The sequence below is a fragment of the Pseudomonas petroselini genome (assembly GCF_045037875.1).
Taxonomy (GTDB): Bacteria; Pseudomonadota; Gammaproteobacteria; order Pseudomonadales; family Pseudomonadaceae; genus Aquipseudomonas; species Aquipseudomonas petroselini.
Genome location: NZ_CP173614.1, coordinates 1,078,401 through 1,094,977 on the forward strand (window position 1 = coordinate 1,078,401; position 16,577 = coordinate 1,094,977).

The 16,577-nt window shown below is 61.7% G+C and carries 13 protein-coding genes; 12 read left to right on the plus strand and 1 reads right to left on the minus strand.

Annotated features, from left to right (window positions below; genetic code table 11):
• Window positions 1–120: 120 nt before the first annotated feature.
• The 5 genes from ACI512_RS05090 to ACI512_RS05110 all read left to right on the plus strand — a co-directional run bounded on the left by ACI512_RS05090 (window position 121) and on the right by ACI512_RS05110 (window position 7,147).
• Entirely contained in the window at window positions 121–3,645 is a 3,525-nt protein-coding gene (locus ACI512_RS05090) for a DUF2339 domain-containing protein (protein WP_405121681.1), read from the plus strand.
• Window positions 3,645–4,997 (plus strand): DUF3999 domain-containing protein, encoded by a 1,353-nt coding sequence (locus ACI512_RS05095; protein WP_236379352.1) that lies wholly within the window; start codon window positions 3,645–3,647, stop codon window positions 4,995–4,997. The genes ACI512_RS05090 and ACI512_RS05095 overlap by 1 nt, the downstream gene beginning before the upstream one ends.
• A gap of 108 nt (window positions 4,998–5,105) precedes the next feature.
• Window positions 5,106–6,116 (plus strand): class 1 fructose-bisphosphatase, encoded by a 1,011-nt coding sequence (locus ACI512_RS05100; RefSeq protein ID WP_003237460.1) that lies wholly within the window; start codon window positions 5,106–5,108, stop codon window positions 6,114–6,116.
• 176 nt (window positions 6,117–6,292) lie between these two features.
• A complete protein-coding gene (locus ACI512_RS05105) occupies window positions 6,293–6,547 on the plus strand; it encodes a hypothetical protein (RefSeq protein WP_012721768.1) in 255 nt (84 codons plus the stop codon).
• Window positions 6,548–6,577: 30 nt separating this feature from the next.
• On the plus strand, window positions 6,578–7,147 hold the full coding sequence (locus ACI512_RS05110) for a lipocalin family protein (RefSeq protein ID WP_012721769.1): 570 nt from the start codon (window positions 6,578–6,580) through the stop codon (window positions 7,145–7,147).
• Between the two features lie 129 nt (window positions 7,148–7,276).
• Here the strand turns inward: ACI512_RS05110 and ACI512_RS05115 are convergent, their stop codons facing one another.
• Window positions 7,277–8,641: a formimidoylglutamate deiminase gene (locus tag ACI512_RS05115; protein ID WP_236379323.1), complete on the minus strand. Its 1,365-nt coding sequence runs from the start codon at window positions 8,639–8,641 to the stop codon at window positions 7,277–7,279.
• Window positions 8,642–8,719: 78 nt separating this feature from the next.
• Between ACI512_RS05115 and hutC the strand changes: the two genes are divergently transcribed.
• The 7 genes from hutC to ACI512_RS05150 all read left to right on the plus strand — a co-directional run bounded on the left by hutC (window position 8,720) and on the right by ACI512_RS05150 (window position 16,437).
• Window positions 8,720–9,499: a histidine utilization repressor gene (gene hutC / locus ACI512_RS05120; RefSeq protein ID WP_173390376.1), complete on the plus strand. Its 780-nt coding sequence runs from the start codon at window positions 8,720–8,722 to the stop codon at window positions 9,497–9,499.
• The gene (locus ACI512_RS05125; protein WP_231809397.1) at window positions 9,496–10,056 is read left to right on the plus strand and encodes a HutD family protein; all 561 of its coding nucleotides are present in this window, start codon (window positions 9,496–9,498) and stop codon (window positions 10,054–10,056) included. The genes hutC and ACI512_RS05125 overlap by 4 nt, the downstream gene beginning before the upstream one ends.
• 406 nt (window positions 10,057–10,462) lie before the next feature.
• Window positions 10,463–12,133 carry a urocanate hydratase gene (gene hutU / locus ACI512_RS05130; RefSeq protein ID WP_012721773.1) on the plus strand — a complete coding sequence of 557 codons (1,671 nt, stop codon included), beginning with the start codon at window positions 10,463–10,465 and terminating at the stop codon, window positions 12,131–12,133.
• 79 nt (window positions 12,134–12,212) lie between these two features.
• Window positions 12,213–13,658: a cytosine permease gene (locus ACI512_RS05135; protein WP_012721774.1), complete on the plus strand. Its 1,446-nt coding sequence runs from the start codon at window positions 12,213–12,215 to the stop codon at window positions 13,656–13,658.
• A 69-nt stretch (window positions 13,659–13,727) separates the two neighbouring features.
• The gene (locus ACI512_RS05140) at window positions 13,728–14,693 is read left to right on the plus strand and encodes an ABC transporter substrate-binding protein (RefSeq protein ID WP_012721775.1); all 966 of its coding nucleotides are present in this window, start codon (window positions 13,728–13,730) and stop codon (window positions 14,691–14,693) included.
• Window positions 14,694–14,764: 71 nt separating this feature from the next.
• Window positions 14,765–15,616 carry a proline/glycine betaine ABC transporter permease gene (locus ACI512_RS05145; protein WP_012721776.1) on the plus strand — a complete coding sequence of 284 codons (852 nt, stop codon included), beginning with the start codon at window positions 14,765–14,767 and terminating at the stop codon, window positions 15,614–15,616.
• A complete protein-coding gene (locus ACI512_RS05150) occupies window positions 15,613–16,437 on the plus strand; it encodes a glycine betaine/L-proline ABC transporter ATP-binding protein (protein ID WP_046034013.1) in 825 nt (274 codons plus the stop codon). The genes ACI512_RS05145 and ACI512_RS05150 overlap by 4 nt, the downstream gene beginning before the upstream one ends.
• Window positions 16,438–16,577 lie beyond the last annotated feature (140 nt).

Sequence of the window (16,577 nt, forward strand, 5' to 3'; positions counted from 1 at the left end):
GATAGCAGAGTGTCAGTTTGCAGATATGTCGACTGGTGCACCGCTATCGGGGGCAAGCCCCCTCCCACATTGAGCCCGCGTCGATATACTGAGCGCCGGTTTGCCTAGGGAATATCGACCATGCAATGGATTTTCATGCTGATTGGCCTGGTGCTCGGCTGGACGCTCGATGAGTCGTTCAGTGATGCGGGCATCGGTGCGCTGCTGGGGTTGGGCATTGGCCAGGCGATTCGCCTGGCGAAGCTGTCGGCCCAGGCGGACCAGCAGGCGCGTCAGTTGGAAACCACGCAGAAATCCCTGATAGCTCTGGGTGAGCGCCTGCGGCAACTGGAAGTGCCCACGCCCACGCCTGCGAGCACTGCGTTTGTTGAACCCTCTATTGCGCAACCAACGCCTGTCGCTAAGGCGCCCGAGTTGGTGTGGGAACTGCCTGCCGAGCTGACGCCCGTCGCGGTGGTCGCCGAGCCGAGCCAGCCGCTGCCGGACGATGTCTGGACGCCCGCCCCGACCCCGCGCCTGCAAGAGCCCGCCATTCCCCGTGGCCCCAACCTGATCGAACGTGCCATCAGTGGCGCGCGCAACTGGCTGTTTGGCGGCAATACCGTGTTGCGGGTCGGCGTGGTGCTGTTGTTCCTCGGCCTGGCCTTCCTGCTGCGCTATGCCACCGAGGGCATGGTAGTGCCGATCGAGGTGCGCTACGCCGGCGTCGCCGCCGCTGCATTGGGCCTGCTCGGCCTGGGCTGGTGGCTGCGCCTGCGTAACAGCCATTACGGTTTGATGCTGCAAGGCACCGGTATCGCCGTGCTGTACCTCACGGTGTTTGCCGCGATGCGTTTGCACCCGCTGATTGATCCGAGCGCGGCGCTTGGGCTGCTGGTGGCGGTCACGGTGTTTTCGGCGATCCTGGCGATTACCCAGGATGCACTCGGGCTCGCGTGCGCAGCGGCGCTCGGCGGTTTTGCTGCACCGATCCTCACGTCGACCGGCGCCGGTAACCATGTCGCATTGTTCAGTTACTTCGCCCTGCTCAACGCCGGCATTCTTGCCATCGCCTGGTTCAAGGCTTGGCGGCTGCTCAACCTCATCGGTTTTGTCGGCACCTTTGGTATTGGCTTCGCCTGGGGCATGCGTTCCTACACACCGGAACTGCTGTGGAGTACCGAGCCGTTCCTGATCCTGTTTTTCCTGATGTACCTGGCCATCGGCCTGTTGTTCGCCCGGCGCAAATTGCTCGAGCTGCGCGACGCGCCTGAGGATGACAGCCGTGGCGCGCTGCTGCGCTGGTCGGCGGCCAAAGGTGATTATGTCGACGGCAGCATGCTGTTCGGCCCGCCGCTCGTGGGCTTCGGCCTGCAGTTCGCCCTGGTGCAGCACCTGGAATTTGCCGCAGCGTTCAGCGCCTTGGGCCTGGGCATCCTCTACATGGGCCTGGCCCGACTGCTGAGCGGCGGGCGTGCCTTGCTGCTGGCGGAAACTTGCCTGGCCTTGGGCGTAATCTTTGCCAGCCTGGCGATCCCCCTGGGCCTCGACGCACGTTGGACGGCGGCGGCCTGGGCGGTGGAAGGTGCCGGCATCTTCTGGCTCGGCTTGCGCCAGCAGCGGCCATTGGCGCGGGCCTTTGGCGTATTGCTGCAAATGGGCTCGGCGCTGGCGTTCCTCAGTGAACTGCGCGTCGGTGAACAGGCGTTGCTCGACGGCGCTCCGTTGGGGGCGTTGCTGTTGGGCGCGGCGCTGTTGTTCAGCTTTGATCAGCTGCGTAAGGCTTCGCCCGAGCAGGCGGCGGATTGGGAACGCAAAGGCCTGCCCGTGCTGGCGAGCCTTGGCTTGAGCTTTTTGTACCTGCTCGCGCCCTTGCTGTTGCAGACCCAAGGCACCGCCATCAGTTGGGCCATCGCTGGCCTGATGACGCTGGTCATCGGTCTGCGCATCGGCTCGCGTACCTTCTTGTTCACCGCGTTCGCCGTGCAATTGTTGGGCGGCGCGTTGTTCCTGCTGCGATTGCAAGGTGGCGACGGGGCGGCTGTGTTCAATGCGGGCTGGAGTGGTTTGTTGACCGCTTCACTGATCGGCCTGGCCTTGATCGGCGGCATGCTGCTGGCGGCACGCGATGACAGGGTGCGCGGCGATGTCCGACTGCTGCGCGGGTTGTCGGTGGTGCTGCTGGCGGGTCTTGTACTGATCAATCTTGCCGTGTTGTTCGTGCTGCCATGGGAAAGCGCCAGCGGCGTGTGGGCGGCCAGCGGTTTGTTGATTGTCTGGCTGAGCCTTTACCTGCAACAACGCGTCAGCTTTGTGTTCGGCTTGCTGCTGCAACTGATCGGCGGCGGGTCTTTCCTGCTGGCGGTACCCGAATTGCTCGGGCCATTGACCCGCGAGGGTTTGCGTCCGCTGGCCCACAGCGGTTTCTGGACGCCGATGGTGCTGGGCCTGGCCGCACTGGTCGGCGCCTGGCGCTTGCAGCGTGAACCGCATGCGCCGGTGTTTGCCGTGTTGAAACTGCAACGCCTGTCCGACCTGCTGTTGGTGTGGGGCGCGGCGTGGTGGACGTTGGCGCTGGTCAGCGAAGTGTTGCGCTTTATCCCACAGGAATTGCAGGGCGCGTTCCTGCTGGGCGGCGCGGCGATCAGCGTGGCGATCTGGATGCTGCTGGCGTCGCGTCTGAACTGGGCGTCGCTGGGCACACTGTGCACGTTGCTGATGCCGGCGGTGGGCGTGGTGTTGCTGGTGCGCGCGCATACCTATTACCACCCGGCGGCGCAGTACGGCTGGCTGGCATGGCCGGCGGTGTTTGCTGTGCATTTCATCTCGCTGCGGCGTTTGGCGGCGATCGCTCCCGCCAAGGCGCTGAGCGTGGCCCACGTGCTGGGCTGCTGGATGCTGATCGGTATGTTGGCGCTGGAGTTGCGCTACGGTCTGCTGAGGCTGTCGGCCGAATACAACGCCTGGCGCTGGCTGGGGTGGGCGATTCTGCCAAGCCTGTATCTCGTGCTGGCTGCTGCGCCGCGCAATTGGCCATGGCCGGTGGCGGCGTATCCAAAGGAATATCGAGTGTTGGCGGCCTTGCCATTGGCGGTGCTGATGCTCGGCTGGTTCTGGCTGGCGAACAGCTTCAGCGACGGCACGGCCAAGCCGCTGCCCTATGTGCCGCTGATCAACCCGCTGGACCTGGGCCTGTTGTTCGCGCTGCTGGGTGTGTACCTGTGGTCCCGCAGTGTGGCGCCACAGCGCGGGCCGCGCGCCGAGCTGATCGCCCAGGGTGTCGCGGGCGTCTCGCTGTTTGCGTTCTTTACCGCGCTGGTGATGCGCACCGCCCATCATTGGGGCGGCGTGCCGTTTCACTTGGACGCGTTGCTTGAGTCCATGCTGGTACAGGCAGGCCTGTCGATCGTCTGGACCTTGATCGCCCTCGGCCTGATGATCGGCGGTCACCTGCGCCATCGTCGTGAAGTGTGGCTGATCGGCGCGGCGTTGATTGCGGTGGTGGTGGCCAAGCTGTTCTTTGTCGAACTGAGCAACCGCGGCGGCCTTGCGCGGATCGTGTCGTTTATCGGTGTGGGTGGGTTGTTGCTGGTGGTGGGTTACTTTGCACCGCTGCCGCCCAAGCGTGCCGAACCTGCGTTGGAAACTGAAGGAGCATCCTCTTGATCGGTAAGTTGAGCGTGGTCGTGGTCGGCTTGTGTACGGCCTTGTCAGTGTGGGCGCAGGAAACGCCCGCCGACTTCACCACCCAGGTGCCACTGAGCATCAGCGGCAGCGGGCCCTGGTATCGCCTGGAACTGCCGCTGGCCGTGCAATTGAATGCGCGCCAGGCTGATCTCAGCGATGTGCGGGTATTCAACGCTGCCGGCGAGCCGCAAGCCTATGCGTTATCGCGTCAGTCCTCGCAGCGCACCGAAAGCCGCAACGTCACCGACGTTAAGTGGTTCCCGCTGTACGCCGCCGACACCCAGCAAGCCTTGCCCGACGTGGTGATGAAGGCCACTACCGCAGGCACCCTGGTTGAAATCAAGCCGTCCACCGCGACGAAACCCGGCAAGCAAGTGTTGCGTGGCTGGGTGCTGGACGCCAGTGCAATCAAGGCGCCGCTGCAGCAACTGAGCCTGGACTGGAGCCGCGAGCAGGAGGGCTTCCAGCGTTTCAGCATTGAAGCCAGTGATGACTTGCAGCACTGGGACGCCTGGGGCGATGGTCAGGTGGCGCGCTTGTCGTTCGCCGACGAACGGGTCGAGCAGCATGACGTGAGCCTGCCTGGGCAACCGGCGCGTTACTTGCGGCTGGTCTGGCAAGGCCAGGCGGCACCGTTGCTGACCTCGGCCAAGCTGGTGAGCGCGACCAGTAGCAGCTTGCCGCTGCCATGGGTCTGGTCGCAGCCGTTGGCAGGCACGCGGCTCAAGGCCGGTGAATACAGTTGGCAGTTGCCCATGGGGCTGAGTATCGAGCGGCTGCGCATCGAGTTGAAGCAACCCAACACGTTGGCGCCCGTGACGTTGGCGGGGCGCAGGGACAGCAAACAGGCGTGGCAGCCGCTGAGCAACGGTTTGCTGTATCGCCTGACCCAGAATGGCAAAGACGTGGTGCAGGATGAACTGCAGCTGCCGGGCCAACCGGTTGCCGAGCTGAAATTGCAGGTGGATGAACGCGGCGGTGGCCTGGGCGTTGAAGCCCCAGCGCTGCGTTTTGCGGTGCGCGCCACGCAGTTGGTGTTCCTGGCTCGGGGTGAGCCGCCGTTTACGCTGGCGCTGGGGAGTGCGTCAGCCAAGGCGGCGAACCTTCCGCTTTCCACCCTGATCCCGGACTACAACGCTGAGCGTCTCAAGACAGTGGGGCAGGCCAAGGTCGTCGGGGAAGTGGTGGTCACGTCACCTCCCACCGCCGCTGCTGTCGAGGCCGGGACGGACTGGAAAAAGCTCGGCCTCTGGGCCGTGCTGCTGCTCGGCGTGGCGGCACTGGGCGCCATGGCCTACAGTTTGCTGCGCAAGCCGCCGGTGGCACGTTAAATAAAGTCCATGAACTCTATTGGGTTTAAATCCTCTGATAGGAGGAAATACGCCCCGACTCGCGCTAAACTGCGCGGGTTTTTAGCCCCCCATTCTCCGGAGCCTTCCATGTCCCGCGTTACCTTGAGTCGCTATTTGATTGAGCAGACCCGCAGCAACAACACGCCTGCCGATCTGCGCTTCCTTATCGAAGTGGTGGCGCGTGCCTGCAAGGAAATCAGCCACGCCGTGTCCAAAGGCGCACTGGGTGGTGTCCTGGGCAGCATGGGCACTGAAAACGTGCAAGGCGAAGTGCAGAAGAAGCTCGACGTCATCTCCAACGAGATCCTGCTCGAAGCCAACGAATGGGGCGGTCACCTGGCCGGCATGGCGTCCGAAGAAATGGACAATGCCTACCAGATCCCGGGCAAATACCCGAAAGGCGCGTACCTGCTGGTGTTCGACCCACTGGACGGCTCGTCCAACATCGACATCAACGCACCGGTTGGCACCATCTTCTCGGTACTGCGTTGCCCGAACGAATACCTGAGCCAGAACGAAGCCCTGAACGAAAAGGCCTTCCTGCAGCCAGGCACCGAGCAGGTGGCTGCCGGTTACGCCATCTACGGCCCGCAGACCATGCTGGTGCTGACCCTGGGCGACGGCGTCAAAGGCTTCACCCTGGACCGCGAAATGGGCAGCTTCGTACTGACCCACGAAGACATCACCATTCCTGCATCCACCCAGGAATTTGCGATCAACATGTCCAACCAGCGCCACTGGGAAGAGCCGGTCACGCGTTACGTGGGCGAGTTGATGGCGGGCGAAGAAGGCCCGTTGAAGAAGAACTTCAACATGCGTTGGGTCGCCGCGATGGTGGCTGACGTGCACCGTATCCTGACGCGTGGTGGCTTGTTCATGTACCCACGTGACAGCCGCGAGCCGTCCAAGCCAGGCAAACTGCGCCTGATGTACGAAGCCAACCCAATGTCCTTCCTGGTCGAGCAAGCCGGCGGCGCGTCCACCGATGGCCACCAGCGTATCCTCGACATCCAGCCCGAAGGCCTGCACCAGCGTGTGGCGGTGTTCTTGGGTTCCAAGGAAGAAGTTGAGCGCGTGACGGCCTACCACAAGAAGTAAGTCTTCGCGATAAGTGATCGGCATTGTTGTGAGCCGGTTCACCCTTGAAGAAGCCCCGAAACGTTTCAGCGTTTTCGGGGCTTTTTTGTTTTTGCTCATCGGGAACCAGAAACCTCTTTTCCCTTCTAAGCTTCTGGCAGACCCCCATGCTGCTCAGTCCCTCCAGGAGTTTTTCCATGTCGTTACGCCGTCTCTCCCTGCTGGCTTTTTGCGTGCTGTTGGCCGCTTGCAGCAAGGTCAACCAAGAAAATTATCAAAAATTGTCGGCTGGCATGGCCAAGACAGAGGTCGAGTCGTTGCTGGGCAAGCCGACTGATTGTTCCGGCGCACTGGGCATGTCCAGTTGCACTTGGGGCGATAAAAACAGCTTTATCAGCGTTCAATATGCCGGTGACAAGGTTCTGATGTTTTCCGGGCAAGGCCTGAAGTAAACCGGGGCGAAAGCCTGCGGGAGAAGAAGAATGATCCGTTTTGTTTTGTTCCTTTGCGCCAGCCTGTTTTTGGCGGGCTGCGCCAGCCATTCTGGCGATGATCTGCAACCCAAGACCGCGAACAACGTCAACCTCAAGCGTTACCAGGGCACCTGGTATGAGTTGGCGCGATTGCCGATGTACTTCCAACGCAACTGCGCACAGTCCGAGGCGCGCTACACGCTGCTGCCGGATGGTGATATGTCGGTGTTCAACCGCTGCCTGACGACCGAATGGAAGTGGGAAGAAGCCAAGGGCACGGCCACGCCGCAAGTGCCGGGCAAGACCGACAAGCTCTGGGTGGAATTCAATAACTGGTTTACCGCCCTGTTGCCCGGCGTTGCCAAGGGCGATTACTGGGTGCTGTACGTCAGCGATGACTACAAGACCGCGATTGTCGGCAGCCCGAGCCGGCGTTACATGTGGATCTTGTCGCGCACGCCGACGGTCAATGCGGACACCCGCGAAGACCTGCTGAGCAGGGCGCGGCAGCAGGGGTATGACACCACACGGCTGATCTGGCGCACGTCGGACAAGCAGATGGCGAAGACCTCGCAGTAACCCTGGATCAGCGCCAATCCAATGTGGGAGGGGGCTTGCTCCCGATTGCAATGTGTCAGTCAGCACGTCTGAAACTGATACACCGCCATCGGGAGCAAGCCCCCTCCCGCATGGGTTATGGGTTGCCGGTTAGCCCAGCAAATCCCTCAAGACCTGCGTGAACGCACGGCCGCTTTCTTCCTCGCCGGCATGATGCCCGTCCCGCACCACCCACTTGCCGTTGACCAGCACATCACGCACTTGCCGATCACCGCCTGCGAACAGCCAGCGATTGAGAATCCCGTCCTCTGTCGCTGTCGCCAGGTAAGGGTCGTTACCGTCCAGCACAATCCAATCCGCACGCTTACCCACTGCCAACTGACCAATCGGTTGTCCCAATGCCTGGGCACCACCGTCCAGGGCGGCATCAAACAGCGTGCGGCCGACCATCGGTTGATCGCTGCGATACAAGCGATTGCGCCGTTGATCACGCAAGCGCTGCCCATATTCCAGCCAACGCAGTTCTTCCACCACGCTCAGTGATACATGGCTGTCGGAACCGATGCCCATGCGTCCGCCCTGGGCGAGGTAGTCCACCGCCGGGAAAATCCCGTCACCCAGGTTGGCCTCGGTGGTCAGGCACAAGCCGGCAATGGCGCGGCTCTTGGCCATCCGTGTCACTTCGTCTGCGTCGGCATGCGTGGCGTGCACCAGGCACCAGCGTTCATCGATGTCGACATTGTCATAGAGCCATTGCAGCGGGCGCTTGCCGCTCCAGGCCAGGCAGTCGTCGACTTCTTTCTGTTGTTCGGCGATGTGGATATGCACGGGGCACGCCTTGTCGCTGGCGGCCAGCACGTCACTGATTTGCTGTGGCGTGACCGCGCGCAACGAGTGGAAGCACAGGCCCAATTGCTGCGCCGGTTGCGCCGCGAGGACCGGCCGCAGGCGTGCTTGCAGGTCCAGGTAGTGTTCAGTGCTGTTGATAAACCGGCGCTGGCCCTCATTGGGTGCCTGGCCGCCAAAACCGGAATGGGTGTAGAGCACCGGCACCAGCGTCAGGCCGATCCCGCTGCTGGCCGCTGCCTGGCTGATCTGGCGCGACAGTTCCGTGCGGTCGGCATACGGCTGGCCGCTGACGTCATGGTGCACATAGTGAAACTCGGCCACGGACGTGTAGCCGGCCTTGAGCATCTCGATGTACAGCTGGCGCGCGATCACCTGCAATTGATCCGGGCTGATCTTGCCCACCATGCGGTACATCAGGTCGCGCCAGGTCCAGAAACTGTCATTCGGGTTGCCGGCGACTTCGGCCAAACCGGCCATGGCACGTTGGAATGCATGGGAGTGCAGGTTCGGCATGCCCGCCAATACCGGGCCTCTCAGCCGTTCGGCACCCTCTGCGCTGGCATTGGCCTCAACCTGTGTCAGCAGCCCATCGGCGCTGACTTCAAGACGTACATCATTGGCCCATCCATTAGGCAGCAGCGCGCGTTCGGCAAAGAAAGCGGACATGATCAAGGCACCCCGGTCGTGTGTTTATTTGTATATACATATACAGACGTTTGCCTGCTCGGTAAACTCCGGCAATCTATGCATCTTTTCCCCCTGCAAGGATTCCCTGTGCCGACTCCGCCCGCCAAGTCTCCACTGGCTGCCCACATGGACGAAAGTCCGGCGCCCTTGTATGCCCGTGTCAAACAGATGATCAGCCAGCAGATCCTCAACGGCAACTGGCCGCCCCATTACCGCGTGCCGTCGGAGAGTGAACTGGTCAGCCAGCTGGGTTTCAGTCGCATGACCATCAACCGCGCCCTGCGCGAGCTCACCGCCGAAGGTCTGCTGGTGCGTATGCAAGGGGTGGGCACCTTCGTCGCCGAGCCCAAGAGCCAATCCGCGCTCTTCGAAGTGCACAACATTGCCGATGAGATCGCCTCTCGCGGTCATCGCCATACGTGCCAGGTCATCACTCTGGGTGAAGAGGCCGCCGGTTCCGAGCGCGCTGTCGCCCTGGAAATGCGCGAAGGCGGTCGGGTGTTCCACTCGCTGATCGTGCATTTCGAAAACGATATCCCCGTGCAAATCGAAGACCGCTTCGTCAACGCCTTGGTCGCGCCGGAATACCTGCAGCAGGATTTCACCCAGCAGACGCCCTATGCCTATTTGAACCAAGTGGCGCCGCTGACCGAAGGTGAGCACGTGGTTGAAGCCATCCTCGCCGACGCCGCCGAATGCAAGTTGCTGCAGATCGAGCCTACCGAGCCATGCCTGTTGATTCGCAGGCGCACTTGGTCTGGCCGTCAGCCGGTGACTGCCGCGCGTTTGATCCACCCCGGTTCCCGTCATAGCTTGGAAGGACGTTTCAGTAAATGAGTGCAATAAGCGTCTGGCGCGCCGTCGATTACGTGCGCATGCCGTGGAAAAACGGCGGTGGCAGTACCGAAGAAATCACCCGTGATGCAGGCACCGGCCTGGAGGGTTTTGGCTGGCGCCTGTCGATTGCCGATATTGGTGAGTCGGGCGGGTTTTCCAGCTTCGCCGGCTACCAGCGCGTGATCACTGTGATCCAAGGCGCCGGCATGGTGTTGACCGTTGATGGTGAAGAGCAGCGCGGGTTGTTACCGCTGCAACCCTTCGCGTTCAAGGGTGACAGCCAGGTGTCCTGCCGATTGATCACGGGGCCGATCCGCGATTTCAACCTGATCTATGCGCCAGAGCGTTACCACGCGCGGTTGCAGTGGGTGGATGGCGTGCAGCGGTTTTTCAGCACGGCGCAGACGGTGTTGGTGTTCAGCGTGGCGGATGAAGTGAAGGTGTTGGGCGAGAAACTCGGCCATCACGATTGCCTGCAAGTGGACGGTAACGTTGGCTTGCTGGATATCTCGGTCACTGGCCGTTGCTGCATCATTGAACTGACCCAACGCGGTTAAAAAATGTGGGAGGGGGCTTGCCCCCGATAGCAGTGTTTCAGTCATAGATGCACCGACTGATCCACCGCCATCGGGGGCAAGCCCCCTCCCACATTTGTTTTTGCGCTGTTTACATAATCTGTTTCCAGTCCTCGCACCAATTTGTTACCGAATGCCCCAGCGTGGCGCAAAACCTCGCTCTGGTGACAAACCTCCCTCGCCTTAAATCTCCCTCTTAAGAAATTTCATCATGCCTTGAAGCCTTAATTTCCAAGGCTTGCACGCATTTTCCAAAAAAATCCAAACACCTCGCCCAGAAAGTTGGCCGCTCGATTGCATATGCTTGTATGTACAAGTAAAGATGTGTGCGTAAGAGTCGTCTTCGCACCCACCAAGCATGCGCATCGATCGCCGAGGAGTCCTAGCTGTGACCAAGCCTACAAAATACCGTGACGTCGAAATCCGTGCCGCCCACGGTAACAAGCTCACCGCCAAAAGCTGGCTGACTGAAGCGCCGCTGCGCATGCTGATGAACAACCTCGACCCGCAAGTGGCCGAGAACCCAAAAGAATTGGTGGTGTACGGCGGTATCGGCCGTGCGGCACGTAACTGGGAGTGCTACGACCAGATCGTCGAGAGCCTCACCCACCTGAACGACGACGAAACCCTGCTGGTGCAATCCGGTAAACCGGTCGGTGTGTTCAAAACCCACAGCAATGCCCCGCGTGTTCTGATCGCTAACTCCAACCTAGTGCCGCACTGGGCGAGCTGGGAACACTTCAACGAACTGGATGCCAAGGGCCTGGCCATGTACGGCCAGATGACCGCCGGCAGCTGGATCTACATCGGCAGCCAAGGCATCGTCCAGGGCACCTATGAAACCTTCGTCGAAGCCGGTCGCCAGCACTACGATTCAAACCTCAAGGGCCGTTGGGTGCTCACTGCCGGTCTCGGCGGCATGGGCGGTGCCCAGCCGTTGGCTGCAACCCTGGCCGGTGCGTGCTCGCTGAACATCGAGTGCCAGCAGGTCAGCATCGATTTCCGCCTGAACAGCCGTTACGTCGACGAACAAGCCACCGACCTCGACGACGCCCTGGCGCGCATCGCCAAATACACCCAGGAAGGCAAGGCCATCTCCATTGCCCTGCTGGGTAACGCGGCGGAAATCCTGCCGGAACTGGTCAAGCGTGGCGTACGCCCGGACATGGTCACCGACCAGACCAGCGCCCACGACCCACTCAACGGCTACCTGCCGGCCGGCTGGACCTGGGACGAATACCGCGCCCGCGCCAAGACCGAGCCCGCCGCCGTGATCAAGGCCGCCAAGCAATCGATGGCCGTGCACGTCAAAGCCATGCTCGCGTTCCAGAAACAAGGCATCCCGACCTTCGACTACGGCAACAACATCCGCCAGATGGCCCAGGAAGAAGGCGTGGAAAACGCCTTCGACTTCCCAGGCTTCGTACCGGCCTACATCCGTCCACTGTTCTGCCGTGGCGTCGGCCCGTTCCGTTGGGCGGCTCTGTCCGGCGACCCGCAAGACATCTACAAGACCGACGCCAAAGTCAAAGAGCTGATCCCGGACGACGCTCACCTGCACAACTGGCTGGACATGGCCCGCGAACGCATCAGCTTCCAGGGCCTGCCGGCGCGTATCTGCTGGGTTGGCCTGGGCCAGCGCGCCAAGCTCGGCCTGGCGTTCAACGAAATGGTGCGCAGCGGCGAGCTGTCGGCCCCGGTCGTGATCGGCCGTGACCACCTGGACTCCGGCTCGGTCGCCAGCCCGAACCGCGAAACCGAAGCCATGCAGGACGGCTCCGACGCTGTGTCCGACTGGCCGCTGCTCAACGCCTTGCTCAACACCGCCAGCGGCGCGACCTGGGTCTCGCTGCACCACGGCGGCGGCGTGGGCATGGGCTTCTCCCAGCACTCCGGCATGGTGATCGTCTGCGACGGTACCGACGAAGCGGCTGAGCGGATCGCGCGCGTACTGCACAACGACCCGGCCACCGGGGTGATGCGTCACGCCGATGCCGGCTACCAGATCGCGATCGACTGCGCCAAGGAACAGGGCCTGAACCTGCCGATGATCAAGTAACCCAGGGGGGAGGGGGCAAGCCCCCTCCCACATTTGATCTGCAGTGAACCAGAAAACAATCCATCAGAGGTTGAACAACATGGCTGCAAATGACACCACCCCGTTGATCGAAAGGCGTTCGATCGACTACATCCCGGAAGTGGAAAGACACGGTCGTCTGTTGAGCCAGTTCACCCTATGGATGGGCGCCAACCTGCAAATCACCGCGATTGTCACCGGGGCCCTGGCCGTGGTGCTGGGCGGTGATGTGTTCTGGTCGTTGATCGGTCTGCTGATCGGTCAACTCATCGGCGGTGGTGTCATGGCGCTGCATGCGGCGCAAGGTCCCAAGCTTGGCCTGCCGCAGATGATCTCCAGCCGGGTTCAGTTCGGCGTGTACGGCGCGGCCATCCCGATCGTGCTGGTGTGCCTGATGTACCTCGGTTTCACCGCCACCGGCACCGTGCTTTCCGGCCAGGCGCTGGGCCAGTTGTTTGGGGTCAGTGACAGCGTCGGCATCCTGATCTTCGCCAGTGTCATTGTGCTGGTCACCGTGCTGGGTTACCGGGTGATCCATTTCATCGGCCGCGTCGCCAGCGTCATTGGCGTGATTGCCTTTGTCTACCTGTTCAGTCGCCTGGTGAGCCAGACCGACGTTGGCGCCCTCCTGCAAATCCGCCACTTCAGCTGGAGCAGCTTCCTGCTGGCGGTGTCGCTCGCGGCCTCCTGGCAGATCGCTTTCGGCCCTTACGTGGCGGACTATTCACGCTACCTGCCGAGCGCGACGTCTTCGGTGAAAACCTTCCTCGCCGCCGGCGCCGGTTCGGTCATTGGCGCGCAGGTGGCGATGGTCCTCGGCGTGTTTGCCGCGGCCATGTCCAACGGGCAGTTCGCCGGTCACGAAGTGGCCTACATCGTGGGTTTGAGCGGTACCGGTGCCACCGCGGCGCTGCTGTACTTCAGCATCGCGTTCGGCAAGGTCACCATCTCTACGCTGAACTCCTACGGCAGCTTCATGTGCATTGCGACCATCATCAGCGGCTTCCGTGGCCGCCTCGAGGTCACGCGCCTGCAACGCCTGGTGTTCGTGTTGGTCATCGTCGGTACCGCGACCCTGATCGCGTTGCTCGGCCAGCACTCGTTCCTCGGTGCGTTCAAGTCTTTCATCCTGTTCCTGCTGGCGTTCTTTACGCCCTGGAGTGCGATCAACCTGGTGGACTACTACTGCATCACTCGCGAGCGTTATGACGTGCCGGCGCTGGCCGACCCGAACGGTCGCTACGGCCGCTGGAACCTGCTCGGTATCAGCGTCTATGTGTTCGGCGTGCTGGTGCAATTGCCGTTCATCTCCACCAAGTTCTACACCGGCCCCTTGGTGGCCGCGCTGGGTGACGTGGACATTTCCTGGATCATCGGTCTGGTACTGCCTGCAGCCCTGTATTACCTGTGTGCGAAAAAATGGCACGGCACAGTGCCCGATCACCTGATCCTGCCGGTAGAGCAGGGCGCTACACCAACAACAAACGGGCTGGCCGCACAAGCCTGATGGGACGTGGACAGGGCAGGATGCCTACTGACTGCCGTAATCCATTTCAAGATTGGGAGCGTCACAACAATGAAAATGCATAAGACCCTGCTGGCCACCTTGCTCTCTGCAGGTTTGCTGGCCAGCGCTGGCGCCCAGGCGGCCGGTTGGTGCGAATCCGGCAAACCGGTGAAATTTGCCGGCCTGAACTGGGAAAGCGGCATGTTGCTCACCGACATCCTGCAAACCGTGCTGGAAAAAGGCTACGACTGCAAAACCGACAGCCTGCCGGGCAACTCCATCACGATGGAAAACGCCCTGAGCAGCAACGATATCCAAGTGTTTGCCGAAGAATGGGTCGGCCGCAGTGAAGTCTGGAACAAGGCCGAGAAGGCCGGCAAAGTCGTCGGCGTTGGTGCCCCGATTGTCGGCGCCATCGAGGGCTGGTACGTGCCGCGCTACGTGATCGAAGGCGACGCCAAGCGCAAGTTGGAACCCAAGGCCCCGGACCTGAAAAATATCGCCGACCTGGCCAAATACGCCTCGGTGTTCAAGGACCAGGAAGAGCCGTCCAAGGGCCGCTTCTACAACTGCCCGGCCGGCTGGACCTGCGAGCTGGACAACAGCGAAATGCTGAAGAGCTACGGCCTGGAAAGCACCTACACCAACTTCCGCCCAGGCACCGGCCCGGCGCTGGATGCGGCGGTGCTGTCGAGCTACAAGCGCGGCGAGCCGATCCTGTTTTACTACTGGTCGCCCACGCCGCTGATGGGCCAGGTCGACCTGGTCAAGCTGGAAGAAAAACCCGGTGTGGATAAAAGCGTGAGCATCAAGGTTGGCCTGTCCAAGGCTTTCCACGAGCAAGCCCCGGAATTGGTGGCCGTGCTGGAAAAGGTCAACCTGCCCATCGACCTGCTGAACCAGAACCTGGGTCGCATGGCCAAGGAGCGAATTGAGTCGCCGAAACTGGCGAAAATTTTCCTCAAGGAACATCCTGAAGTCTGGCACGCCTGGGTGAGTGAAGACGCAGCCAAGAAAATCGACGCGGCCTTGTAGGTCAAGCGTGCCCGGCTACCCTGAGGGGCAGCCGGGCGCCTGGCCACAACCCACTGGATCGAGAGCACGCTATGTTTCCTGAGAGTTTTACGTTTTCCATCGCCGACTGGGTCAACGGTTGGGTGGACTCACTGGTCACCAACTACGGTGATGTGTTCCGGCACATCTCCGACACCCTGCTATGGGCCATCGTCAACCTGGAAGGGTTGCTGCGCGCAGCCCCCTGGTGGCTGATGCTGGCCATCGTCGGCGCGGTTGCCTGGCACGCCACCCGCAAGGTGGTGACCACGGCGGTGATCGTCGGTTTGCTGTTCCTGGTGGGCGCGGTTGGCCTGTGGGACAAGCTGATGCAAACCCTGGCGCTGATGATGGTCGCCACGGTGATCTCGGTGCTGATTGGCATTCCGTTGGGCATTCTGTCGGCGCGCAGCAATCGCCTGCGTTCGGTGCTGATGCCGTTGCTCGACATCATGCAGACCATGCCCAGCTTCGTGTACCTGATCCCGGTGCTGATGCTGTTCGGCCTGGGCAAGGTCCCGGCGATTTTTGCCACGGTGATCTACGCCGCGCCGCCGCTGATCCGCCTCACCGACCTGGGCATTCGCCAAGTTGACGGCGAAGTCATGGAAGCGATCAACGCCTTTGGTGCCAACCGCTGGCAGCAACTGTTCGGCGTGCAGCTGCCGCTGGCGTTGCCGAGCATCATGGCCGGTATCAACCAGACCACCATGATGGCGCTGTCGATGGTGGTGATCGCCTCGATGATCGGCGCCCGTGGCTTGGGTGAAGACGTGCTCGTCGGCATCCAGACCCTCAACGTTGGCCGAGGCCTCGAAGCCGGGCTGGCGATCGTGATTCTCGCCGTGGTCATCGACCGCATTACCCAGGCCTATGGTCGTCCACGACACGAGGCGAGCAAATGACTACTGTCAGCAAAATCGAAGTCAAAAACGTCTTCAAGATCTTCGGTAACCGCTCCAAGGAAGCGCTGGCGCTGGTTGGCCAGGGCAAGACCAAGGATCAGGTCCTGGCCGAGACCGGCTGCGTGGTCGGCGTGAATGACCTGTCCCTGAGCATCGGCACCGGTGAGATCTTCGTGATCATGGGCCTGTCGGGCTCGGGCAAATCCACCTTGGTGCGCCACTTCAATCGCTTGATCGACCCGACCAGCGGCGCGATCTTGGTGGACGGCGAAGACATCCTGCAACTGGACATGGAAGCCCTGCGCCAATTCCGTCGGCACAAGATCAGCATGGTGTTCCAGAGCTTCGGCCTGCTGCCCCACAAGAGCGTGCTCGACAACGTCGCCTACGGCCTCAAGGTGCGTGGTGAAACCAAGCAGGTGTGCGCCGAACGCGCCCTGCACTGGATCGAAACCGTGGGCCTCAAGGGCTACGAAAACAAATACCCGCACCAGCTTTCCGGCGGCATGCGCCAGCGTGTGGGCCTGGCTCGCGCACTGGCGGCCGACACCGACATCATCCTGATGGACGAAGCCTTCAGCGCCCTCGACCCGCTGATCCGCGCCGAGATGCAGGACCAGTTGCTGGAGCTGCAAAAGACCCTGCACAAAACCATCGTATTTATCACCCACGACCTCGACGAGGCCGTGCGCATCGGCAACCGCATTGCGATCCTCAAGGACGGCAAGCTGATCCAAGTCGGCACGCCTCGGGAGATCCTGCATTCGCCGGCGGATGAGTATGTGGATCGGTTTGTTCAGCGACGGGCGGCGGTGGTCTGACCTGGATTTGTTGGTGAGGCTGATGGCCTTGTCGGGGGCAAGCCCCTCCCACATTGGCCCTGTGTTAACCCGATCAAAGGTGGGAGGGGGCTTGCCCCTGATAGGGCCGGTAAGGCTGCACAAGAATTGAAGAGAGTACG